Source organism: Alistipes sp. An54 (assembly GCF_002159375.1).
Taxonomy (GTDB): domain Bacteria; phylum Bacteroidota; class Bacteroidia; order Bacteroidales; family Rikenellaceae; genus Alistipes; species Alistipes megaguti.
Genome location: NZ_NFIA01000015.1, coordinates 17,799 through 43,647 on the forward strand (window position 1 = coordinate 17,799; position 25,849 = coordinate 43,647).

Sequence of the window (25,849 nt, forward strand, 5' to 3'; positions counted from 1 at the left end):
AGTCAGTTATTGGGTGAAGGATTCAGGATGTCGATCGCCTTCCGCGTATTGCGGAAGATGAGTCCCGTATCGAAATAGTCGTTCTGGATGTTGTCGATCAGCATGCCGCCCTTGCGTCCCGTGCGGGAGGGTTCGAGCAGCCATTCAGCCGTAGCCGTCAGGGCGCTCTGCGAGCCGAACTCTCCGCCGGCGCCCAGCGCATCGGGAGCCGACACGGCCAACAGGATGCGGTCGGCCGTAAATCCGGCGTTCTCCAGCCGGAAGAAGGTCTCGGCGGCCGATCCCATGGCAGAGGCACCGCGGCCGTCGGCCAGCAGATAGTCGCAGCCGTCGGTCAGCGTGCGGTCGTCGAGCAGATCAAGGCTGCCTCCCAGCAGCAGCAGTTTTGCGGCATGACCTTCGCGCCACCGGGCTACCGGACCCAAGAAGGCCTCGCGGCGCGCCTCGAGACGGGCTCGTTCAGCCTCGCCCACGAAGTCGAGCGACGGACCGTCGAACCAGACCACCACGCCGTCGTACCCCCACTTGTCGCACAGACCGAGCGCATAGTCGACATACTCCGCACAGAAGGCCGGGAATCCGTCCGTCTGCGGTTCGTCGGCGGTCGGCCCGCCTTCCCCGCCTCCGCTCTCCCCATCGGCCACGGACGTTTCGCCGTCGGGCTCCCCACCGGCATTCTCTTCGGGCTCTTCGGCCGCCTGAGAGTCGTTCCAGAGGGCCTCGACGTAAGAGTAGGTCACCTCGCAGAGATACTTCGTGGCATAGGCCTCGCGCATTTCGCGCATTTCATCCAGCTCCCGTTCGCACAACGAGTCGGGACGGGCCAGGATAACCATGTCGATGCTGTCGGGCAGCGCGTCAATATGCTGCGGACGCAGCGAAGGCATCTTCACCGAATTGTCAAAACGACCGAGCACCAGTTGGTGATCCGAGGCGCGGAATTCGCGCACGGCCGCCTCGTACATGGCCTCGGTGGCCGCATCGGGGCGCTGCGATCCGGTATCGAGCGGACGGATCTCCGTCCAGTCGTCACACGCGGAGAGGGCGACCGTCACCGCGAGCAACAGCGTTTGAGATATGATGTATTTCAGATTCATAAGGGCAGAGTTTTATTGCTTGTTGGTCGTATCCCACCAGAGTCTCGTGGCCAGGTTGTCGGGACCTTTCAGGTACTCCGAAATGGCCTGCATCAGATACTGGCGGTTCTCCTGATATTCGCTCTCGGGGTAGCGCATCCGTCGGGCTCCGGCCTGTTTGTCGGTAATCTCGCTGCCATAGCTGTAGACGGCCCCCATCAGACGGGGATAGCCCGTACGACGGAATTCGGCCCAGCCTTCCTGCCCCAGCGGGAAGCAGGCGATCCACTTCTGAGTGATGATGCGTTCGAGATTCTCCTGCAGGGCGGCCCCGTCGTCCCACTGCACACAGATCGACGTGCCGGGAGTCCCGTTGTTGGCCGGGGTCTTCGGATCGATGTAGGCCTGCGGAGCCGACGTTCCCTTGAGATAGGCATCGACGCCGGTGGCGCCCCACTGCTCGAACGAGAGCCGGACCCCCGTCTCATACCACGTCCGGGCGTCGGACGGAGTGCCATACCAACCGCGCAGCGCCGCTTCGGCCTTGAGGAAGGCCACCTCGGCGGCATTCATCCACAGCAGGTGCGTATAGAGGAACGAGCCCTCCTCGATATTGACGTTCGAGAAGCTCTTGGCCTCGGAGTAGGTCGGCAGGCCGGTGCGCACCCCGATGTAGTCGTTCTCCTCGTCGGTGAAGGTCGAAAGGGTGAAATACTGCTCGCGGCGCGGATCGTTGTAGCCGTTCATGAAGGCCGTGATGTCGGCCCCGACACGCGAGTCACCCTTGTTGTACTCGTAGGCCACCACGCGCAGCGGGTGTTTGGTGACCGACATCCAGGCATTGTCGTCGTTCGAGCTCATCGTTCCGACCGAATGGGTGATGGCAGCCACGGCCTGGGTCTTTGCGGTCTCGGGCTCCACCGAGGAGAGACGCATGGCCAGCCGCAAGCGCAGCGAGTTGGCCAGCTTGATCCACTGGATGATTTTTCCCGAATAGACCTTGTCGGCATAGGCGCTGAAGGTTTCGTCCTTATGCGCGGTGAGGACCTCGATGGCATGGTTCAGCTCCTCGAAGAAGCGCAGGTAGACGTCGCGCAGCGAATCGTAGGGGGCCTCGGTCTTGCCGTCGGCACCGATCTGCGAATAGGGAATCGGGCCGTAGATATCGGCAATGCGGTGCATGGCGGCGACCTTCAGGATGTCAGCCACGGCCAGCAGCACCTCGTTGTCGGTTCTCGACTGGAGATTGCCCAGATTGATGAAGACGTTGGGAATGGTGTTGTTGAAGGTGTACTGCACCCAGAACTGCTGCGGGTCGAAGGTCGAGAACTTGCCCGTCCAGGCTCCCGAGTCGGCCAGATAGCCGCTGTAGGATCCGCCCATCAGACACTCCACATACTGATAGTGGTTGGCGTCGGTGGGGATCACGCATCCCTGCATGGCTACCAGCGTCGAACGGAGCATGTAGTCGTCCTTGGCCATGTCGTCGGCCGTGGCCTCATAGGGATTGGTATTGTCGTCCTGATAGTTGGCCGTGCAGGCGCCGAGCAGCATCGCCGCACAGCAACCCGCCAGGGACCAACCGTATAATCGTTGTTTCATGGTCCGGAAGGTTTAGAATTTGAGACGGAGATTGAAGCCGATGTTCCGCAGCGAAGGCATCATGAAATAGTCGATGCCCTGGTAGTAGTTGCCCGTGGTGGCCACCGATTCGGGATCAAACGGCGCCTGGCAGTAGATCATCCAGAGGTTGCGGCCCACCAGCGACAGGGTGATTTCGCACACGTCGCCCAGCTTCTTTTTCGGGATGGTGTAGCCGATCGAGGCCTCCTGCAGGCGGAAGTTCGTAGCCGAGTAGGTATAGTACTGCGGTACGCCGTCGCCCTTGGCCACCGTATCATACCAGACGAAGGGCGAGATGCGGTCTCCGCCGTTGATCTCGACATAGCCCCGGTCGCGGGCCTCGGCCGAGGACTCCGAAACGCCGTAATAGTCCATGGCAGCCTGCGTACGCGAGAAGACCACGCCGCCCAGACGGGCCGAGAGCATGACTCCGAAGTTGAAGTTGCCCCACTTGAAGTCGTTGCGCCAGGCCATGTTGGCCTTCGGGAAGACCGAGCCGAGCTTGATGTCGTCGACGTTGTACTCCACCTCGATCGAGCCGTCGGCGGCCGTGTAGATGTTTCCGTCGCTGTCACGCTTCAGGTCGGCAATCGAGTAGAGGTCGCCCAGCGAACCGCCCTTCTTGAGGATGAAGCGGGCCTGTCCCAGACCGCCGATGTTGAGCCGGTCCTTGGTGATGAGCTGTCCGGTCTCGGGGTGGCGGTAATTGTCGACCAGTTCGAGGATCCGGTTCTGGTTCGACGAGAGGGTGAAGTTCGACGACCAGGCGAATTTGCCCCACTCGTTGCTGTAGCCCAGCGCCAGCTCGACACCGCGGTTGCGCACCGATCCGGTCTGCACGTAGAGGGTCGAATATTTCGACGAGACGGAGATCTGCGGATCGAACGTCTGGTTATAGGTCTTCGTGTTGTAGTAGGAAACATCCAGATTGAAGTGGCGCAGGAAGCGCATCGTCAGACCCACCTCCCAGGAGTCCGTACGTTCGGGTTTGAGATCGTACATCGGGTAGTTCGACTTGTCGACCCACACCTTGTTGGCATTGTCCCACTCGTAGGTAGGGTTGGCCAGGAAGCGGGCGAACGGCAGACCCACCGAAGCCCACGATCCGCGGACCTTGATGTAGGAGAGCTCCTCGGGCATGTTCGGGATCAGCTGCGAGACGACCACCGAGGCGCCGACCGAAGGATAGAAGAACGACGACTTGACGGATCGCGGGCCGGCCAGCTGCGAAGGCCAGTCGTTGCGGCCCGTGAGCGTCAGATAATAGGTGCCCTTGTAGCCGATTTCGGCCGAGGCGAAGACCGACTGCGTCTGTTCGGCCCATCCGGCCTGCGAACGCTGCGTGGTGGCGTCGTCCAGCTGGAAGACGTTGAACAGGTTCGGGATCCCGTCGTTGCGGATCGGGCCGCGGACCTTGTCGGCATCCTGCGACATCTTCGAGAAGGAGCCGCCGATGTTGGCATTCAGCGTCCAGTCGCCACCGAACGACTTGTTGATCGTCACCAGCAGATCGCCGTAGGACTGTTGATCCTGCGTGACGGTCTTGCCGTAGAGGCCGTTGTTCGAGCCCTCGGTGATAGTCGTATTCGTCGAGGCGTAATACTTCTCCGTGTAGTTGTTCACGGCGTTGTCGATACGGATTCGCCCGGCCACCGACAGCCAGTCGAGAATCTTGTAGGAGAGCGAAGCGCTCAGCATGTAGCGTTTGCGGTCATTCTCACGCAGGTTGCGGTAATTGATCCAGTAGGGATTCTGCATGGCGTAATCGTCAGACTGGACCCAGTTCTGCGTGTAGATCTTGCGCGAGGGGTCATAGAGTTCGAAAAGACGCATGTACTCCCAGTCCTCGCCGCGCGGGAAGAGGTAGGCCGACACCAGCGGATTGGAGTAGACACCCTGGTTGGTCATGTTCCGGTCGGTCTGCATGATGTACGAGGCGCCGATGTCGAGAGTCATGCGGTCCTTGAGGAACGAGGTCGTATTGCGGGCCGTAAAGTTGTAACGGTCGTAGGCATTGTTGGGCACCACACCGCGCGAGTTGACGGCCGAAGCCGACAGATAGACCTGGTTGCGGTCGTTACCCGTCGAGAAGGAGACGGTCTCGGTACCAATCACGCCGGTCTGGAAATAGTCTTCCAGGGGATCGTATCCCGAACGTTCGGCCGCCGAGAGGAGCTTGCCCCAGCTGCGGTCGGTGCTGTTTGCGCGGAGGGGGGGGGGTGCCCGTGCCGTAGCGGTTCTGGAAGGCGGGAGTGACCAGCGGCGTGGAGACCTCGGTGGTGCTCGTAACGGTCAGCGACGTAAAGCCGGCCTTTCCCTTCTTGGTGGTGATGACGATGGCGCCGTTCGAGGCGTGGCTGCCGTAGAGGGCCGCCGCAGCGGCACCCGTCAGCACCGACACCGATTCGATATCCTCGGGGTTGATATCGGCCACGGCCTCCGACGTACCGGCCGAGTCAAACTCCGTACCGCCCTCGCCCGCAAGGTTATACATCGGCACGCCGTCGATGACATAGAGGGCGTTCGACGACTGGTCGATACCCTTCGTTCCGCGCATGACCACCTTCGAAGCGCCGCCCACACCCGACGACGAAGCATTGATATTCACGCCGGCGACCTTGCCGTTCAGCGAATTGATGAAGTTGACATCCTTGTTTGCGACGATATCCTCCGAGGCGACCTGCTGGACGTTGTACGACAGGGCCTTCTCCGAGCGTTTGATGCCCAGGGCCGTCACCACGACGGCATCGACCGTTTGGGACTGTTCACGCAGGGTAAAGTTCACCTCCGAACGGTTTCCGACGGCCATCTCCACGGGTTCGTAGCCCAGGAAGTTGACCACCAGCACGGCGGGGGTATCCGATGCAGGGATCTGCAGTTCATAAGCGCCGTCGACATCGGTGCTCACGCCCACGGTAGTCCCCTTGACAAGGACCGATGCCCCGATGACGGGCATTCCCGTCACGTCGGTCACCACACCCCGTACGGACGCCGGGCCATAGCTCGGACGGGCCGAGGGCGAAAGCAGGATCACCCCGTTGGGTTTGATCTGATAGGAGATGTTCGTTCCCGCAAAGAGTTTCCCGAGAGCCTCCTCCAGCGGACAATCGGTTACATGGATGTCCTCCAAACGACTGAGGTCGATATCGGGATTGGGAACAAAATGGTAGTTGGTTTGCGACTCGATCTGCCGGATGAATTCCGTCAATTCGGTTTGGGTGCCCTGAAGAGTCACCCGGGTTTTGCGCTCCTGGGCGGCGGCTTGTCCACCGCACAACATCAGGGCCAGCAGACAGAATGGCATGAACAGCTGTTTGATTTGAAGAATCAAATTATTATTCATACTTTTGTATTAAAGTTCATTAGTAGGTTTCACTTTGACTATTGGACCTTTTTCCGCGCAGATCCCCCAATGTGACAGCATTCGGGGATCTGTTTTTTCCGACGGCAGGTCCCTTGCAACTCAACTCCGTCTATGCATAGGCAAATTCATTGATTATAGGTTCGACATTCATTTCGGGTATCTTCGTTTTTTCCATCCGACGCGGGGTCAGCGGATCACGATTTCATTGGTTTCGATATTGCGCGTATAGGTAAACCGATAAGAGGCCTGAAGGATCTCCAGCGCATCATCCACACCGTCGGCAATGCGGATCTTTCCCCACTTGTAGCGGCGGTCGGCACCTTCAATATGGCCCTGGACTTCGATCCAGACGCCGAAGACCTGGCCAAACTCCTCGACAAGATCATAGAAATTCTTGTTCTTCAGGTTGATATATCCCTCCGTCCAGAGGTATTCGTCCGGATCGTCGATATGCGACAACCGAAGTTTGCCCTCTTCGAGGCTCACGACATCGTCGGGTTTCATGAGGATCTGCTGACCGTCAATCCGGCTTGTGATGCGCACCTCGCCCCGCAGCAGGGCGGTCGAGAAACGATTGTTTGCCTCGTCGGCCACAACATTGAACTTCGTACCGAGGACCTCAATGTCACACGCATAGGTTTCGACGATGAAGGGGTGGTTGGGATCCTTCGTCACGTCGAACATCATCTCGCCGGAGACCTTCACCCGACGCTCGTTGCGACCGAAAAGAACCGGATACTCGATACGGGCCCGGGAGTTGAGCCAGACCTGCGTACCGTCGGCCAGCGTGGTATTCATACGCTGGCCGGCCGGCGTCTGGATTGCGAGGGTCTGTTCGGCCAGCGCATCGATCCTGCGGGTATAGAGAAGCGTTCCGACCAGACACCCCACAACAATCACGGCCGCCGCCTGCAGGGCGATGCGCGCCACACGGCGCCACGAAATCAGACGGCCCCGCGGAGCGGAGGTATCCGCAACCGACGTTTTCACCTCGGGGAGGTGCCAGGTCAAAGCCAGATAGAGGCGGCGCTCCTGCTCCAGCTCCTTGAAATGCTGCGGATCGGAAGCGGCCCAATCGGTCACCAGCTTCCGCTCCTCGAAAGAGGCCTCGCCTCTCACGTAGCGTCTTATCATCTCTTTTTCCACACTTATAAGACAAGCAGCCGGACGGAATTCGCCGGAAAAAGGAGGAAAAAATGCAAATAAATCTTTTTAAGAATGCGGACAATGATACAATCCGCAGATAACGCACGGAAAATCAATACGTTTTCCCCGGTTAAAAAAGAGAAGGGGCAAAATACTGCAGATCGGAAAGGATCCGTTCGACAAGCACCTCCGCCATCGAACCGTATCCCAACATGACGAGCAGTCGGGCAAGTGCCTCGCGAAGCATGCGGATCGCCTTTCGATTTTCGTGGTCGATCTTGGCCGTCGAGATCCCGAGCCGGGCGGCAATCTCCTTGTAGCTGCACCCTTCGTAACGGAACAGCCGGAAGATCTCCCGTTGTTGATCGGACATCTGTTCGAGGGTTTGCCGGATGACCGTTTCGATCTCCGGAGCGAAAAGTTCATCGACATCCAAACTGTTCAACGACCGGATTTCGAGATCGATCTGACGGATTTGGTCATCGTGCAGCTCCCGTACGATACTCAAGGTACGTTTGCGGCGGTTGAGCCAGTTCAGACACTGATTCCTGACAATGGCGAAGATATAGGCCGGGAGATTGGGACACGCTCCGATTCTGCCCTCCCGGGAGCGTTCCAGATAGATGCAGAAACTCTCCATGACCAGATCTTCGGCGACACCGGGGTCACAGACATAGCTTCGGGCCATGGCTTCGAAACGCGGCTTGCAACGTTCGAACAGGTCGGTAATTTTTTCAGGTTCCGTCATCTGCTGCAAAGAGAGCAAACAAAGATACAATAAAAATCTGCAAACAAAGAATCGACATTCGACGGCAATCGGTATCATATCGAAACAAAAAAGCCTGAATCATCCGATTTTTTTCAGCGGAGGCGGACAAATTCAGCAAAACCATGCCATCTTTGCAGCGACATACGAATCATCAGACTTATGACCAAGAGAATTCTCTTTCTGCACGGCTTCTTCGCCTCGGGCGACTGCGCACCGGCCCGGGCTCTGCAACAATATTTCGACGGGAAAGCCACGATTCTGGCACCCGATCTGCCGGCCCATCCGAAACAGGCCATCGAACTCATCGACCGCATCTGCCGCACGGAGCAGCCCGATCTGCTGGTCGGCAACAGCAACGGATCGTTTCTGGCGCAGATCGTGGTATCGGAAAACGGGCTTCCGGCCCTGCTGGGGAACCCGCATCTGGAGATGACGAGCTTCCTCTCCGAACGAATCGGCAGCCACGAATACAAGACACCGCGGGCCGACGGCCGCCAGCAGCTGACCATCGACCAGGCCCTGATCGACGAATTTGCCGAGGTTCAGCTTCATCAGTGGGACCACTGCCGCCCGGAGTATCGTGATCGGGTATGGGGACTGTTCGGCGAGCACGACACGGTAGCACACTACGAACCGCTCTTCCGCCAGCACTACACGCAGATCTACCACTTCCCGGGAGGTCATACCCCCACCGACGAGGAGGTTCGCACCTACTACGCCCCGCTAGCCGAACGGCTGCTTGCTGATATGCAGTAGTTTCGGTTTCCGAATCGGCTTCGAAGCCGGTCGCAGCAGGCCGGGATCGGTCCCGGAAACAATCAAAGGGAGAGGCCTCTTTTTTAAGAGGCCTCTCCCTTATGTCGCTACTGACGCCATGCTCCGCATTGCTTTCAGTCGACATGCCGAGTCCGACTGTTCCCTGCGTCCGCCAATCTGAAAAGCAACGGAGATTTATTCGTCAGACAACGAAGGCGGAGGCAGCGTTTGGCCCCACTGCGAAGGGGTCGGCCCCATTTCAAGGAACAGTTCTCCGCCATCGACCAGATCCGCATGCGTAAACCAGTTGCGGTTCCACTCCTTGCCATTCAGCACGGCCCGCCGCACATATTTGTTCTGCCGCGAAGCTCCGGGGGCCTTTACCGTAAACCGGGCACCATTTTCCAACATCAGGGTGCTCTGCTCGAAAAGGGGCGAGCCGATCAGATAGACATCCTGCCCCGCAACGGGAAAGAACCCCATGGCCCCGAAAAGATACCAGGCCGACATGGCACCCGAATCATCCTGTCCGGGCAGCCCCCGCCTTCCGACGGTGAACTCCTCCAACAGATTCCGCACCCGTTCAGCCGAGCGGTCCGGACGTCCTGCATAATGATACAGATAAGGAGTCAGGAAACCGGGTTCGTTCCCAATCTCGTAATGTCCCCCGTCGAAAAGTTCATCCAGGAAGGCCACGAACGGTCCGGCGCCTCCGTGCAATCCGATCAACCGCCGCATGTCATGCGGGACATAGGTCGCATAGTTCCAGGGAGTGCCTTCGTAGAAATAAGGGCCGTTCCAATAGTCCGGGCGGCGAAAAGTGGGAGAAAAACCCGGAGCCCATTCTCCTTCGATATCCTTGGCCCAAAAGAAACGGGTCTGCGGATCGAACAGATTCAGCCAACAGTCTGATCTCTGCATATAATGATCCCGCTCCCACTCTCGACCGAGACTGGCGGCCACCTGCCCCACGCAGAAGTCATCATACGCATACTCCAGCGATTTGGAACTTCCATTCTTGACATGCGTCGAGAGATACCCGTACTTTTCATATTCATAGAGATCCCGGCCATACTTGTAGGGGTCGTCCGACATGACATCGGCATTTTTCTTCACGGCTTCGTAAGCCCTTGCCACATCAAAGCCTCCGAGATGCTTCACCACGGCATCCGCAATCACCACATCGGCATTACTCCCGCCCTGCACATAGGCATAATCCCCGGCAGTCCAGGCATCCGGCAACCAGCCCCGATGCTCGTAAATATCCAACAGACAGCGGATAATCTCGCGCTGCCGTTCGGGAAGGATCAGCGTATAGAGAGGCATTACGGTACGATAGGTATCCCAAATCGTATAGAAATCCCAGAAATGGCGTTCGTCGCTCTGCCATTGCGGATTTTCATCCTTTCCCAGATCGGCCGGCATCGTCAGAGCGTGATACAGTCCCGTATAAAATACGGTTTTCTGTTCGGGAGTTCCTCCTTCCACGCGAATCGAATGGAGACTGCGGTTCCAGATACTGTCCGCACGATTACGCACGAGATCGAAATCAGTCATCCGTTCCTCATCCAGATTCCGCCAGGCCTGTTCCGTACTGATGTAGGAGATGGCCACCTGCAACTCAACCTGACCGCGTTGCGGAAGGAGAAACTCGCACCATCCGCCCACCTGCGTACCTTCGGCCAACGAATCCTCCGAGAAGCGGGAGTCCTTCCAGGTTCCGCAGGCATCGAACGGGCGGGCAAAACGTGCGGCAAAATAGATTGCATAGGGATTCTCGCCGCCCCAACCGCCACGGAACCGTCCATACCCCTCCATCTCTCGGTCGGAGCGGATACGAACCGCACTTTTGACATTGTGCGTGGCCTCCGCCTCGACCATATTGATGATGGCCGAGGCGTCGATGAGAATCCGGCCCCGAATCGTGGCATCGGGGACATATCCCCGCAACAACTCCTCCGAAGTCATGGATCCGGCCGGTTTGGAAAAGGTATACCGATGAAATCCGACCCGCCGGGCAGCCGTCAGTTCACAACGGATCTCCGTGCCGTACTCCCTCAACAGGACGGAGTAGTATCCCGGACGGGCATATTCGTCGACCTTTTCGGGTTCAGGGAAGAGATCGGCCGGTTCGGTTTGCGGGATAACGAGGACATTCCCGTAGCGGGCGCCGCCGCCCGTACCGCTGAGATGGTTGTGGCTGAATCCCCGAATGGGACGGTCCGAACGGTAACCGGTCGTATGGTTCGGAGGGGCGACATCGGGACTCAACCGCACCATCCCGAACGGGAGGGTGGCCCCCGGCAGGGTGTTCCCGATCTCCACTCCGATGAAGGGATCGACCCACGCCGTCAAAGCGCGATCCTCCCCAGCAAGGGGCACATTCCGCGTACAACCCATGGCAAAAAGGGTAAAGGCAATCAGGACAAAGGCTCTCATATGACTTCTCAATGTGATAAGATAATTGTAGAGTCGGCCACGATTCTCCGACACGCATCGGTGCGCATCACAACGGCGGTTTCCTCCGTATCCCCGCGAAGACGGGCGATCCGGGCCTCCGAGACATCCTGCAGGACGAGCTGCGGACGGGCATCCGCACGCCGAAGGCCCAATCGGACCTGCTCGATCTCCAGCCCCGCGACGTGTCGGGCCCAGAGTCCGCTGGCCGGAAGTGTAAATCCGAACATGTTGTTTTCGGGATACTCCGTTTCGCACTCCGGGAGGGTTTCGACCACCTCCGTCTCCGGAGTTCCGCCCGACGACAGGATCCCGATGTTGGACAATACGACATGCTCGACCGGATGCCCGGGCCATCCCGTAATGCTGCTGCACATCCGGCTGTAGCTCGTGGCCCGGACATTCGAGAGACGAATATTCCGAAGTGCGGTTTGGCGGCCGTCCTCACGACGAGTCATCCGATTCCCCAGTTTGATGAAAATCGGAGTCTGCACCCCCTCCATATGGAGATTCTTCGCCTCGATATTCTCGGTGATGCCGCCGTCGACGGTTTCGATCGCCAGTCCGGCCAACATCGTATGGGGAATATCCACATGCTCCAGATCGCGCTGCCAATGCCGGATCCGGTTTTCAGAGGCCGCCCGGAGCAGGATGTTTTCAATGAGCACATTGCGGAAGCCGCCCAACGAACCGGTTCCGAGTTTGACGCCGTTGCAGTTGGTTCTCACCGTGCAGTTGCGGATCACGACATTCTCGCACCACCGATCGGGATCGTGGCTCTTCAGACAGACCGCATCGTCATCGGTATCGAATTCGCACGCTTCAATCCGGACATTCCGGGAATCGATATCGATACCGTCGTTGTTGAAATTGCAGTGGTTGAAGACCTTGATTCCGTACGCCGAAACGCCGTCGCAGGCCAAATAGCACTGCATCCAGTAAGCGGAGTTCCGCAAGCGGACGTTCCTCAACGCGACCTGGCGACAATCGATCATCAGGATCAGAATCGGACGTTCAAGACTGGCCTTCGACCCGGCGTCGTTGCCCAGCTGGAACACCGGAGCCTCTCCGCTTCCATCCACGCAGCCATCGCCCGTCAAGGCGACATTGCGACACCCTTCGGCAAAGATCAGGGCCCGGTAACGCAACCTCTCCCGACGCCCCGTATAATAGCTTTTGTCCGTAAAACGGCTCTGATAGCGCACCTCAAGGAAGGGATAATCCGCCAACCGGTCACTCCCCTTCAGCAGAGCGCCCCGACACAGATGCAGCTCGACATCGTCCCGCAGAATCAGCGTGCCGCAACGGAACGTACCGGGCGGGACCACCACCCGTCCGCCGCCAGCGGCACTGCAACTGTCAATGGAACGCTGAATGGCCTGCGTCGAAAGGTCCGTACCCGCCGGCGAGGCTCCGAAATCAAGGATATTGAAATCCCGTGCCTGCAGGGATCCGATCCAGAAGGCACAAAAGGTCCAAAAGAGGATTTTTTTCATACGTGATCCGAAAAACGGTTGCCGGAGGTTCCTGCGCATCCTCCGGCAACCGACAAACAGTTACTCATTCTCGTCGGCCGGCGGCGTATAGCCCTCGATCGGGACGTATACGGGCATGTCCGTAAACGGCACGACAACAGACCGGGAGAGCCCCAGGATCGGCATCAGATCGGGAGAGGTCTTTTCGACCCCACTCTCGACGGTCCATACGGCAACCTTGGCCTCACCGGTCAATGGATTGCGGAAAACCAGACACCAGTCCTTCGAAGAGTCCAGCACTCCTTCGTCACCCATGTTCACCCGCTCGACATAGCCATATCCACGCAGACTCTCGGTAAACTTGGTCACGGCACTCACCGAGGGTTTCGCCACCATCATCTTGTGGAAATTCTCGCCCGTCGTGTAGAACATTCCATAGTGTTTGGCCAGAATGTCGGACCGCATATCCTCATTGCGGGCATCGTCGAGCGAATAGATGCAGTTGATATTGATCCCGATATAGTAACCCATGATCAACATGCGCACATGATACTTGGCCTGAGTTTCGTAATCAATGGCTCCGGTCTCAAAGGTCGTGGGCAGACTCGTCGACCATCCCCATTCGGTAAACACGATCGGGAATCCGGGATGTCCGCGACGTGCCAGCTCCTCCTTCATGGCTTCCGTCGAGGAGACGATATTTTCGGGGATACGGCGATCGGCCGACGAACTCAGATCCGTGTAAGGATGGTAGGAAACCCCGTCCACGACATCGAGCAGTCCTGCATCCAGACACCGGTCGAACATATTGCCCCGGGCCCAACCGTTGGATACCACGGGCCCGATGATCAAGGGTTTCTCCAGACCGTCCGTATTGCGGTCTTCGCTCCAACCCTCAAGAATCGCCGCCCGGCATCTGCGGACCAACTCCACATACTGCTCGGCCGTGTAACTTCCAAAACCCGAAAGATTCGGCTCATTCCAGATTTCGAATATCGGGTTGTAATCGCGATACTTTTTCATCATGGCCTTGCAATAATTCGCAAAGCCGGTCAGCCCTTCTTCGGAGGTAATCGGTACGGTCTGGCTCTGGCCATAGAGCGTATTTCCGAATCCAACATAGAAGATGGGGCGGATTCCGCGCTTGAAGAAGGCCAGAAAGGCCCGATCGTAACCAGGCTGGTAGGAGGAGTTCCCGCGGAAGCTGTAGACGCCCTTGATCGTCTCGACATCATGCCACGGGGCACCCATTCGGACGAATTTGTATCCGGCTCGCTGGAACTGATTCATCGCCGTGGAGTTCCAATAGGAGCTAAAATCGATATAGGTATTGAAATGAGCTGCGGCACCGTTCAGGTTCGGAACTACCGGATCAGGCCATCCGCCGGGCAACATTTCGGCCTCAAGCGGCGGGATGTTGGAGGTGGGTTCGGGAGTCTCCTCCTTGCTGCAGGAGATCATCACAAGCAGCGGCAAAACATATAACCAATGATTTTTCATGATTCAGGCTATTTCAGGATAACAAAATAAGGCGACCGGACATTCGACTGGTTGGAGTTGGAGTGCAGTTCGACGACACCGGCCTCGAAATGCTTCTTGTAGATGGAGTATTTATCGGTAGTACCAACCTCGATCTGCACCCGTCCATCTTCACCAATGGTCATCTTCTCCCAGTCGGCGAGCCACCGGGCCCAACCGACCGTACCCTGATTGTAGGCAATGTAGACATCGCATCCGCGATTGATGCGGAACGATACGAGCGGTTCCGCCTCGTTGATATAGGCCCGACTGTCCACAGCCGTACTGATCCAGAGAGAACCCTTGTAGAATTCGGGAATATACGCGAAAGTCATGGTCGTCCGATCGACGTAGACATAATCCCCCTCCTGGAGATTCTCCTTCACCTGCCAGGGCGCATACGAAACATCGGGCAGGTACTTGAGTTCGGTCACCACCAGCGGTTCCTCGGGATCATCGGGGTCGTCGGGCTCCTCCGGATCGGGTTCTTCGGGGACTTCGGGCGTGATGGAGGCTTCGCCACTGAGCGTCACGACACTGATATCCCCCTTCGAAGGATCATATCCCTCGGGAACGGTCACTTCAACCGCCGATCCATCGTCCGAGGGGGTAAAATCGGTTACGGTAAAGATTCTGCGCCCCGGGAAATTGATCTCCTGGACATAGAAAAGGCATTCACCCCGAATGACGATCTTCTCGCCGACTTCAGGCATCGGATTGCTCAAGGCGTGGAGAACCGGTTCGGGCGGCAGCAGAATCAATTGGGCGCGGGCCTCACCGCCATCGGTCTTGACAACCACATCATCGGTCACTGGACCGTCGGCAATGGTCGGAGCCTCTTCGGGAACCGCCAGCAGAATCCGCTGCTGAGCGATGACCGCCACACTCAGATCCGCTTCACAGCCATTGAAGGTCACGGAATTCACCTTGATCAGATTTCGGCCTTCAATCTCCACGCTCGTACCCCGTTTGGCATAGGTTATCGTTCCGGCCTCGGTCCGGATCCGGGTGATGGAAGGAGTCCCGAGCGCCGACTCATTGTCATCCTTGCCGCAGGCCGCCGTCAACAACAGAGCGGCATATATCAACCATTTTTTCATAGACACTGGAAATTATTTGAGAATGATGAAATAGGGAGAACGGCCCGTATTGCCGTTGCGGCCCACTTCGACGGTACTGCCGGCCGGGAAGGTCTTTTTGTACATCCAGAACTTGTCGGTTCCCACGCTGATATAGTTCTCATCGTTCGAGCCCCGGGGCATCTCCTCCCATCCGGCGAGCCACTCCTCGATGGTGGTGCCTGTTCCTTGATTTCGTGCGATGTAGACGTCCGTGACCCGGTTCACCTTGAAGGAGGCAAGCGTCTCTCCGACGACATTGAACGCACGGCTGTTGGTTGCCGTACTGATCCAGGTCGCACCGACATAGAAATCGGGAATCTGACCGAAAACAGCCGTCCGATCGACATAGACCAGGTCTCCCGTCTGGAGATTCTCCTTCACCTGCCACGGATCGGCGTTCACCGAAGCCACATATTTCAACTCGGTGATCTCCAGAGGAGGACGCGGAGCCTCAAGCACGGCATTTCCACTCAACGTGCACACCTCGATGTCGCCTCCGGCCAACGGATCATACCCTTCGGGAACGGTAACCTTCAGACTGAGTCCGTCCTCGGCGGTTTCGAATTGCGTCGTCTTTACGGGTGTTTCACCGGGGAATGAAACCCACTGCACGTAGTAGAGATTCTTTCCGGTGAGCGTAACGACATCCCCCACGGCCGGAGAGGCATTATCGGAAGCCGAGAGGGTCGGCGCCTTGGGCAGGATGATGAACGGTATCGAGGCAGTACCCGCAGTTGTGGTCACCTCCAGCAGATCGCTTACCGGTTGATCCTCGATCGTCGGAACGCTCTGCGGAATGACGATAAGAATACTGTTCGGCTCGATCGTCGCCGTATGGATATTGGCTTCATAGCCGTTGAACCGGATGGACCGGGTCGTTCCGAGACCCGACCCCACGATCTGGATTCCATTGCCCCGCGAGGCATAGGTAACCGGACCGGTCGAACGTCTGACCTCCGAAATGACGGGACCACCCTCGTCGGATTCATCGGCACAACTCCAGCCACCGACAGCCATGAAGGCCAACAGTAGCCCCATGCAAACTTGGAAAATAACGGATGATTTGTTCATAGACGGAAAATTTTAATCGTTGTTTACTTCGGTAATTCGGAAAGCATGCAACTGCATGGGCCCCGATTCGATATCGAACCGGAGTTGTTTTCCGGTGCAATCGACAGGCACTTTGCCGCCGCAGACCATGTCCTCGACCGATACGGGCCCCGACGGGGTGATCTTATCGAGCGGGACCGACACCCGGATTGTTTTCGAGACATAGGATTTCGACGCCACGCCGAGATATACGGCCTTCGGCGTGCGATAGATCCGGATACGCGTATCGGGATCGCCCGCGTCGACGCACTCGCCGCAAATGGCCGGAAGGGCCAGGAAGGCCTGGGCAAAACGCCGGTGTGCAGCCGCAAAGCCCCGGGCATAGGTATACGTCGTGTAGGTCAGGGTCCGGGCGTCACCGTGGAACCACGACAACAGCTCCAGCGCCATGCTGAACGGAGCTCCGGCCGGGATCGACATGTTTCCTTCGAACTTGGGATTTATGAACCGGGAGCAGGCCTCATCGTAAACCACCGGATTGCTCACCGACAGGCCTTCCGCCGTGCGGAAATAATTCAGGAAGACGGAATCCCGTGCCGTATACAGGGCATTGATCGGAGCAAAGAGCGAGACCCCGGGAATATCGCGATAGAGCCAGGGACGCAAGCCGTGATGGGGCAGATACCCTTGGGATTTCACACCCAGATTACCCGTGCGCATCATTTCGAGATAGTCCTCCGTCGTATACCGGTCTCTTTTTTCGATATTCCGGAGATACATCTCCCTGACCCGTTGCGGATCCTTCTGGGCCAGACGGACAGCGGGACCCAGGAAATCCCATCCCGTGAAATCGTGCATGCCCAGCGAGAACTTGTCATTGTCCCAATTGTAGAACCACAACTTCAGATCCGAACGGTACCCATCCAGCAATCGGGCGACACGACCCTGGAATTCGGCCCGTTTGCGGTGCCACCAGTCCGTATAAGCCGAGGCCGCCGCACCTTGTGACGCCCAACGGGCCAGCTCCCGATCGGAGACGGTCCCGGGAGGGGTTGTCCCGGTCTCACGGGCGAACATCTCGATATCGGCCCGGCTGTAACTGATCGGCATCCGATCACTCCGGATCCGCCACAGAACGCCCAGCAACTGGGGATTCCGGGCGGCATATTTCCCCACCAGAGAGTCGAGCAGCCGCGAAAAATCGGCAAAGGTCGCCGGATGCAGCAGATCTCCGCACCAGGCAGCAAACCGATTGGGCTTTGCGACGTTGCCCTCGCCGTCAATGGCCCGGGCCTCAACGGGCAGCAACTCCGAACCTCCATACTCGATCCGGGGGATATAGCCCATTCCGGCACGGGCCGTAGCCTCAAGATAGCGCACATGGATGCTTTTCCGGTCCGGCACGGCAGCACGCGGCATTTCGCCCGCCGGTGTCACGAGCTTGTCCCAATACCCTCTCGAATCGTCGTTATAGGATTCATATCCCGGAACGGGATCGGCATAGTTCATCATGGCCCACTTCATGATGACCGGAGCCACGGCATTGTACCCCATCTGCCGGGCATACTCGACCACATCGCGGGGCTCCATGAGCGGCTGCCGCTCCCAATCGAGCATCAGAATCCGGCGAGGGGCCGCTTCCGGATAACGGATCACCGGAAGATGCCGCTCCTCCAGTTCGTAGAGACGAATCCGGGCAACGGCCGGTCCCCCTTCGAACAAGGGGAAATAGGCCGGCGGATTGTACTTGTTCATCACATAAATCCAGAACCCGGCAAGCGAGGAGGCACCGTTGGCACCCGACGTTCCCGTTGTTTCATCGTCCAGCGGCACGATCGTGTCGAACCAGCACCATTGACCGCTCAGGGGCCAGTTGTCATAGGGGCTCTGCGGGGAGACGCCGCTTCGCCAGGCCACGTTCTGATAATTCTCCCCCGTCTGAATCTCGATGGGGCAGTAGCGAGGCTTGTCCTCAGGATACTCGATTCGCACCAGATAACAGGTATGAGGCTTGAGTTTTCCCCGTCCGATGCGATAAGCAAACCAGCCATACCCGCTTTCCCGGGCCTTGCGGCCGAGAATCTGCGGAGTATTCATTTCGACCGGGGATCCGGGCGTGGCGTATTGCTGTCTGGGGTCAAACCCGCTCTGCATGTAGGGATGTGGATCGAGAGCGACTTCCCGAGCACAGTCGATCTCGTCGACCAAACGCAGACGACCGTAAGGCGTATCGTGCACCACCCCCTGGAAACATTCCGGCAAACGCATCGTATCCCGAGCCGCAAAAGAGAGATGATCGACCGTATCCGTACGCTGGGCCAGCAGCTCTCCTCCGGGGCCGAACACTTGACTCGATGCAAGAAAACGACCGGCCAGGCCAATCCGGCGCGCCGTCAGGCTATCCACCGGGATCACCACCTCAGGCAGCCCCCTCTCCGTCTGCACAAGCGAGGTCTTCCCCTTGAGGAGCTCCGATCCGTAGAGATCGGACAGACGGTAAATAACCGAGCGTCCTGCAGCAACCGGAAGCGAGGGATCCAGATGCTGAATAACCTCAAAGGTCATTCCCCATTGGGCATCGCTCAAATCAAAGAGCGCGGGATGACAGGGTCTGTCTCCGGGACGGTCCGTACGTCGGAGCTGCACCTGCAAAGGATCGAAACGGGCCTCACACCGGCCGCTCGCCAGACCGAAACGATCCCCTTCAACCCCTTCACCGAGCATACCCCAGGCCCGTACGGCAACAAGATTCTTCTCTCCGAAGCGTATCAGGGAATCGGGAACGGCATAGAGCCGCGAGATCAGATTGCGATATTTATAAGGGCCGCGCAATCCGCCGATACGAACCCCGTTGAAGAAGACGTCGTCATCGTAACAAATCTCGCCGAAGGTTAGCGACAGGGGAATTCCCCGGCAATCGTCGGGGATATCGATCCACTTGCGATACCATCCGAATCCGGAATGCTCGACACCCTGCTGTTTCCAACCGGCGTCGGAGCGCAGTTCGCGCCATGCTCCATCATCGAATCCGGGCGAGGCCCACTGACGGCACGATACGCCGTCGGCCGGTTCGGGAGCGAACCTCCAGATTCCGTCGAGATCAATTCGATGAAGAGCCGGTGGAACCGGTGCCGCGGCACAGAGCCACAGCACACCGAGCAATCCACCGAGCGTTTGCAATAACCGATATGGATATTTCATGATCATCATTCGTATCCGGGATTCTGTTCGAGAACGGCCTCCGTATTGCGTTCTATTTCACTGTAGGGAATGGGATAAAGGTTGTTGTACTCCGAGATGGTCTCGCCCTCGATATAATCGTTGTAACGGCTCACCCGGTCGTAAACCATCTCCAGACGTGCAAGTGTCAAAATCCGGGTCTCCTCGAAGGAGAGTTCCCGCAACCGCTCGTCGAGAATGTAGTCGATGGTCACATCCGCCGCCGAAATGGGATGGGCCCCCACCCTTGCACGCACCTCGTTGATGTCATTGGCCGCCTTGTCCGGATAACCGTCCCTCAGGTAGGCTTCAGCACGAAGCAGATAGGTCTCGGCCAACCGGGCGAAATACTGATCATGATAGGTCTTCATGGCCGATGAAGTCAGCAGACCGATCGCCATATCCTCCTCACTGGCATACAGATAGGCAGGATGATCCCCTCGTTGGGTGATTTTCGACTGGAACGGATAGCAGTAATATTTCGTATCGTAATTGGTTCCCTTGTTTTCACTGACCTTTTTGCCGTAATACTTCGATTTGGGGTTGTCGTAGACGAAATCCCGAATCATGTTCGGTTCCTGATTCCGCTGATCGTTATCCCAATCGCTGCGCCAGAGTTCGTCGGCCCAATAAGTCGTCGGGCCCAAATAACCGGCACCGCGGCCGCCGTTCTGCGTCGTGGGGCCAATGAAGCCTTCGACTCCGTCAGGGTCCTTGAGTTGATAGTAGACGCAACCGCAGATTCGTTCGATCTTGTAGTTTCCGACACCCAGACGACCGTCGTCGGGTTCGATCTGGGCCACCCAAATGGCCTCGGTATTTTCGGCCAGATTCTGATTCCCCATCTGGAAAAGATCCCACCAGGGATTTCCGGGATCATCCTTTCGATTGCCGAAACGTACTTTCATCAACCCAAAGGCTGGATCGTCAATGACGGCACTGGCCGCTTTGACCGCATTGTCAAACTCCTCCAACGCCAAATACATCTCGGCCAGGAAGTGATAAGCCGCCGAACGATTAAGCCGACCGGGAGCCTTGACATCCTTCTTTTCGGGGAGATTCTGAGCTGCAAAGAGCAGATCGGTTGCCGCCAAGCGATAGGTCTCCTCGCGGGTCGCACGTACGAAATCGCGACGGGGCGTCGTTATCTCATGCTCGATCAACGGCACGCCGCCGAACAGACAGCCCAATGCCCGATAGGCAAAGCCGCGGAAGAAACGGGCTTCGGCCAACATCTGCGTCCGGGCCGTTTCATCGGAATACTCGGCGGCACCGATCCGGTCGATGATGACATTTGCCGCAGAGATAATGCCGTAGAGCTGACGCCACCAGTAATCGGGCTGTGCGGAGCTGGGAGTCAGCAGACGATAGTCGCCCATGCTGAAGCTGCCGTCATTGCGGGCATCGCGCAGGTAGTCCGAACCGGATATCAGCGAAAAACCCTTTTTGTCATCGTTGTTGTAGAAGACATTCCGCGTCTTGTCGTAAATATAGGTAATTGCGGCCTCAAAGTGTTCGGGTCTCGTATAGGAGTTTTCGGGGCTGTAGAAGTCGAGAGGGACCTCCTCCAGGATCTTGACCTCGTTGCATGCCGCCAGCATCGTAACGGCCAATGCCACGAAGAAAGAAGAGCGAAACAGTCTGTTCATATTCATAATCGTGAAGTTTTACAGGTTAAAGCATATCAGAAACCGATTTCGACACCGAATGTCCAGCTGCGCAATACGGGGCTGCCGTTGAGCGTCAGGCCCTGTCCGGTTTCGGGATCCCAGCCCTGCCAGTTGGTCCAGGTGTAGAGGTTCTTGCCGCTCACATAAAGTTTCAGATCGCGCAGACCGATCTTGCTGAGCAGTTCCCGGCTGAAACGATACGACAACGAGACATCCTGCAGGCGGATGAAACTCCGCTGACGATAGACCGTAGTCACCGTCGGGGTGGCATAATAGATCTGAGCGTATTCGGCATCGGGATTTGCCGGAGTCCAGTAGTCATAGGCGAAGGCATTGCAGTTCGTCGCGGCGTCGTTGTAGCCGACGTTGGGAGTGTTGGCCGACATATAGCGGTTACGTCCGCCCTGTATCGAGTTGATGAAGACTCGCAGCGTGAAGTTCCTGTAGGTAAACGTATTGGCGATACTGAAGCGATAACTCGGCTCCGAATATCCGATAATCTTGCGGTCACCGTCGGGTGTAATCTTGTCGTCTCCGTCGATATCCTCCACCCGATATTGACCGGGACGGTATCCGGCCGGAATATCATCGTCATCAAGTTGATAGATACCCAGAATATTGTAGTAGTAGATCGATCCCAGCGGCTGATCGATGAAGAGCGAACTGGAGACCAGGTCATCCTCCCGACCGTCGCCGTCGACATCGTTCTGCGGACCGAGGATCGAGACGATGCGATTTCTGTTGAGCGAGAAGTTGAGCGTCATGTCCCAGGCGAAATTCTTGGTTTGCACGTTGCGGGAATTGATCGAGAACTCGAAACCGTGGTTGTGAATTTTGCCGATATTGCTCTTGATGCTGGAAAAACCGGTCATCTGCGGGATGTTGATGCTGTAAAGGATATTGCTGGTATTCGTATTGTAGTACTCGAAATTACCGCTGACACGCCCCTTCAGGATGCTGAAGTCCAACCCGAGATTGAGACCGAGCGTCGTCTCCCACTTCAGGTCCTCGTTGGCCATCGACGAAATGTACTGGCCGATCGAGGGCGAATTGTTGTCGCCAAAAATATAGGAGGGGGTAGCCGTAACCCGGGCCAACGTGCTGTAACGGCCCAGCGTGCGGTTTCCGGTTGCGCCATACGACGCGCGCAGTTTGAGGAATTCGATCGTAAGCGGTTTGTTCTTCATGAAGTTTTCACCGCTGATGACCCAGGCCACAGCCGCCGACGGGAATACGCCGAATTTATTCTTTTTGGAGAAGCCCGAGAAACCGTCCCGACGCACGGTGAACGTTCCCAGATAACGCCCCTTGTAGCCGTAATGGGCACGGGCCATGTAGTACAGACTGCTCTCATTCCAGGCGCTGGAGGAGGTTTTCTGAATCGTAGCGACCCCGAGTTTGTTGTACCCCAGATCCATATTCGAGAAGTCGCTTGCCACGGCACTGGTATTTTCATATTCGTTCTCCTCGCGACCGGCCAACAGCGTCACGTTGACATTGTGATCCTCATTGAAGGTCCGTTCGTAGGTCAGAATATTGTCAATCGTCCAGTCGTGAGCCGTTGCATTGTACTTGGTGGCTTCACCCTTGTAGTTGTTGCCGTTCGGGTCGCTGGTATATCGGCGCGAGATCCGGTAATCGTGCGAATAATTCACCCGATAGGAGAGGCCCTTGACATAGGGGATGTCAACCACGGCATAGACGGTACCCATCAGATTGAGCTCCTTGTTCAGATCGTCGATCTCGGTCGGCTCGAAGGGATTCGGAATATTCTGATCCATCGGCTGGCGGATCAGATTGCCCTCTTCGTCGCGCGGAACGCTCAGCGGACTCATGCGCATGATGTCGCCCATAGCCGGGGTCTGACCGCTGTAATCGCCCGAGGCAACCATGCTCTGCACACCGACCTTGAACCAGGAGAGGATCTTGTTTTCGAGATTGATACGCCCGGTCCAACGTTTGTACTTGTCGTTCATGATATACCCCAGCTGATCGGTAAATCCGGAGGAGATGAAGTAGGAGGTACGATCGGTAGCACCTCTGACACTCAGGTTATGGGTCTGTATATGCCCGGTCTGGGTTGCGGCATCCCACCAGTCGAAATCGGTACCGTTTTCGAACCCCTTGATATTGGCCGGAGCGATCCACGCCGAGGTAATATCGAAATCGGGATTGTACTGGGTATAGTCGGGAGCCAGATAGGCCTTGTCCCACAGGGCGTCGCGCACACGGCGCAGGAACTGCTCCCGATTCAGGGGTTTGAGCCGATGGGCGGGCGTCTGGATCGAATAGGAGGCCGAATAGGTGATAACGGGTTTGGAAGGTTCGCTGGCGCCGGTCATCGTCGTGATCAGGATCACGCCGTTGGCGGCCCGGGATCCGTATACGGAGGCGGAGCTGGCATCCTTGAGGACATCGATCGACTTGATGCCGGCGGGGTTCAGATCCACGAGATTTCCCTTGTAGATGATTCCGTCGACCACCAGAAGCGGAGCGGTATTGCCACCGTCGAACGTGTTCTGACCACGCACGGTGATGCTCGGGTTTGCACCGGCGGAGGTTACCTGCCCGACATTCAGACCGGGAACGGAGCCCTGCAGCGACTGTACGATCGAGACATTCGGGGCTTCGCGGAAGGCATCGAGGTCTGCCGAAACGATCGAACCCGTCAGATCGGATTTGCGCATCGTACCGTAACCGACCACCACTACGTCGTCGATACCGATCGAGCTGTCCTCCAGCGCGACATCCACGGCCGTACGTCCGGCGACGGGGATTTCAACACTTTTCATTCCGATGAACGAAAAGCGCAGCGTGCTTTGCGGATCAATGTTGTCGAGCCGATAGGAGCCGTCCGCAGCGGTGATTGCACCTTTCGAAGGGTTCCCGACGACGATGACCGTCACACCGGGGATTTTGTCTCCCGAGGCATTGGTCACGCATCCGACCACGGAGAGCGTACCGTCGGCATTCTGCACGGTTGCGGGCTTTGTCTCCCGGGTGAAGAGTACGATGTGCCGGCTGTCGATCTTGTAGGTCAGGGAGGTTCCTGCAAGGAGTTGATCCATGACGCTCTCCATCGAAGCGTTTTTCACCTGAATGGACCGACGGCCCAGGCCGCGAAGCTGCTCATCGCGATAGAAGAAACTGTAGCCGTAATCCTGCTCGATCCGCTTGAAGATCTCGGGGATCGTCAGATTCCGCACACGGAGCGTTATCAACTCCTCGTCGGAAGGTTCGGCCGGATAGGCCGGATAGCCGAGCAAGAGAGCGAATAAAACGAGGAGTGAACGTGACAACAGGGTACGACAGTACCGTGGAAGGTTGCAGAGAGGCAGTTTTGGGTTCATACTTTACAGTCTTAGGTACAATTTGGAAGGGTTGAGAATATCCTGACGGCACTCGGAGAGAGCCGCCTCAACAGATTGGAAAAATGAGGGAATAATCAGACTATACGCCTGATTAGTAGTAACTTGAATAGATCATAGGCGCGAGGTTTCAGGTTGTTATCATTAGGGTCAGGATCCATTTCAACGGAGGGATTTTTTCCGGAACTGGGTTTTGTCCAGCCTCAGATGAATCGTCTTGTTTTCGATCGAATACCGGATGGGGATAGTCAGATCGATAAACTCCAAGACCTTGTAAATGCTCAGGTTGTTGATCGAGCCGGTAAAGTGGATATTCTCGAAATCGGATTCATCGTAAAACAGCTCCACATCGTAACATCGCTCCAGGGTTTTGACCAGCAGATCAAAGGGTTCATTCTCAAAGATCAGGATTCCGTTTTGCCAGAGGATATCATTGTTGGTGTTGAGATGGGATTTGGTAAAGGTTCCGTCGAGTTCGTTGTATACGACCTTTTCTCCGGGCATCAGATCGATTTCGTCATCGAATCCGGGAATGCGCATGACAATATGCCCGGAAAGCAGCGAGGTTGCGATCCGCCGGGTTTCGGCATAGTGCCGGACGTTGAATTTGGTACCGAGGACCCGAATCCGGGCATCACCGGCTTCGACAAAGAAGGGATGGCGGGTATCATGTGCGACATCGAAACAGGCCTCACCGACGAGTGAGACATACCGGGCCTGCTTGTCGGCATGGAACTCGACGCGCGACTCGGAGTTGAGCCAAACAAGACTACCATCGGGCAGTTCGACACAGCTTTGCTGACCGGCCCGGGTTGAAACGGCCAACTGCTTTTCGGAGTCGAAATAGCCGGCCAGATCAGCCACGCGGATCGAAGCCCAGCTGACAAGGATCAAGATGGCCGCAGCAGCAATTCCCCGCAAGAGAGGATGAATCTTTCTTCTTTCGGGGAGGCTTCGTTCATCGATCCTTTCAATCAGGCGATTGCGGAGGATCTCCCGGCGCGGATTTTCGGGGCGCGGAGCCGGATTGTTCCACCAGGAACCGAGTGCCTCAAGCCAGGCAGCATTCGTCGACTGGCGATCTTTCCAGTCGTGAATCCGTTTCCGATCACGAGACGTGGCCGAAAAGGTGAGCCATCGAACGATATTGTGGTGCAAGCCTTTCATGATTTACAAGCGATTTCACTATTAGGACACGGGGCAGAGCGATTTTCCCCAAAAGATTTCACAATATTTC

General features: G+C 57.1%; 14 protein-coding genes and 1 pseudogene. 1 reads left to right on the forward strand and 14 read right to left on the reverse strand.

The features are described 5' to 3' along the window. Positions 1 to 2 precede the first annotated feature (2 nt). The 5 genes and pseudogenes from B5G09_RS11810 to B5G09_RS11830 form a co-directional block, all read right to left on the reverse strand. The gene (locus B5G09_RS11810) at positions 3 to 1,097 is read right to left on the reverse strand and encodes a glycoside hydrolase family 18 (protein ID WP_087405319.1); all 1,095 of its coding nucleotides are present in this window, start codon (positions 1,095 to 1,097) and stop codon (positions 3 to 5) included. A gap of 12 nt (positions 1,098 to 1,109) precedes the next feature. After that, the gene (locus B5G09_RS11815) at positions 1,110 to 2,678 is read right to left on the reverse strand and encodes a SusD/RagB family nutrient-binding outer membrane lipoprotein (protein ID WP_087405320.1); all 1,569 of its coding nucleotides are present in this window, start codon (positions 2,676 to 2,678) and stop codon (positions 1,110 to 1,112) included. Positions 2,679 to 2,690: 12 nt separating this feature from the next. Further along, positions 2,691 to 5,979: pseudogene (locus tag B5G09_RS11820) on the reverse strand (SusC/RagA family TonB-linked outer membrane protein). Between the two features lie 270 nt (positions 5,980 to 6,249). Beyond that, positions 6,250 to 7,197 (reverse strand): FecR domain-containing protein, encoded by a 948-nt coding sequence (locus tag B5G09_RS11825; RefSeq protein WP_087405321.1) that lies wholly within the window; start codon positions 7,195 to 7,197, stop codon positions 6,250 to 6,252. Between the two features lie 142 nt (positions 7,198 to 7,339). Further along, on the reverse strand, positions 7,340 to 7,957 hold the full coding sequence (locus B5G09_RS11830) for a sigma-70 family RNA polymerase sigma factor (RefSeq protein WP_162608274.1): 618 nt from the start codon (positions 7,955 to 7,957) through the stop codon (positions 7,340 to 7,342). Between the two features lie 180 nt (positions 7,958 to 8,137). Here B5G09_RS11830 and B5G09_RS11835 point away from each other — a divergent pair, with 180 nt between their 5' ends. Next, positions 8,138 to 8,734, forward strand: a complete 597-nt coding sequence (locus tag B5G09_RS11835; RefSeq protein ID WP_087405323.1) for a YqiA/YcfP family alpha/beta fold hydrolase — start codon at positions 8,138 to 8,140, stop codon at positions 8,732 to 8,734. Between the two features lie 195 nt (positions 8,735 to 8,929). Here B5G09_RS11835 and B5G09_RS11840 read toward each other — a convergent pair whose 3' ends face one another. From B5G09_RS11840 to B5G09_RS11880, 9 genes are all read right to left on the reverse strand, one after another. Further along, positions 8,930 to 11,173, reverse strand: a complete 2,244-nt coding sequence (locus B5G09_RS11840; protein ID WP_162608275.1) for a GH92 family glycosyl hydrolase — start codon at positions 11,171 to 11,173, stop codon at positions 8,930 to 8,932. Positions 11,174 to 11,181: 8 nt separating this feature from the next. After that, on the reverse strand, positions 11,182 to 12,687 hold the full coding sequence (locus B5G09_RS11845) for a glycosyl hydrolase family 28 protein (RefSeq protein WP_162608276.1): 1,506 nt from the start codon (positions 12,685 to 12,687) through the stop codon (positions 11,182 to 11,184). Between the two features lie 60 nt (positions 12,688 to 12,747). Then, a complete protein-coding gene (locus B5G09_RS11850; protein WP_143256549.1) occupies positions 12,748 to 14,166 on the reverse strand; it encodes a hypothetical protein in 1,419 nt (472 codons plus the stop codon). A gap of 8 nt (positions 14,167 to 14,174) precedes the next feature. Continuing rightward, positions 14,175 to 15,284, reverse strand: coding sequence for a hypothetical protein (locus B5G09_RS14115; RefSeq protein WP_162608277.1), 1,110 nt, complete (start codon positions 15,282 to 15,284; stop codon positions 14,175 to 14,177). Between the two features lie 12 nt (positions 15,285 to 15,296). Continuing rightward, positions 15,297 to 16,376 carry a hypothetical protein gene (locus tag B5G09_RS11860; RefSeq protein WP_143256552.1) on the reverse strand — a complete coding sequence of 360 codons (1,080 nt, stop codon included), beginning with the start codon at positions 16,374 to 16,376 and terminating at the stop codon, positions 15,297 to 15,299. Positions 16,377 to 16,388: 12 nt separating this feature from the next. Next, entirely contained in the window at positions 16,389 to 19,517 is a 3,129-nt protein-coding gene (locus B5G09_RS11865; protein ID WP_087405329.1) for a hypothetical protein, read from the reverse strand. Between the two features lie 44 nt (positions 19,518 to 19,561). Next, positions 19,562 to 21,223 (reverse strand): RagB/SusD family nutrient uptake outer membrane protein, encoded by a 1,662-nt coding sequence (locus B5G09_RS11870; RefSeq protein WP_162608278.1) that lies wholly within the window; start codon positions 21,221 to 21,223, stop codon positions 19,562 to 19,564. 35 nt (positions 21,224 to 21,258) lie between these two features. Continuing rightward, entirely contained in the window at positions 21,259 to 24,543 is a 3,285-nt protein-coding gene (locus B5G09_RS11875) for a TonB-dependent receptor (protein WP_162608279.1), read from the reverse strand. Positions 24,544 to 24,774: 231 nt separating this feature from the next. Then, a complete protein-coding gene (locus tag B5G09_RS11880; RefSeq protein ID WP_087405332.1) occupies positions 24,775 to 25,779 on the reverse strand; it encodes a FecR family protein in 1,005 nt (334 codons plus the stop codon). Positions 25,780 to 25,849: the final 70 nt, after the last annotated feature.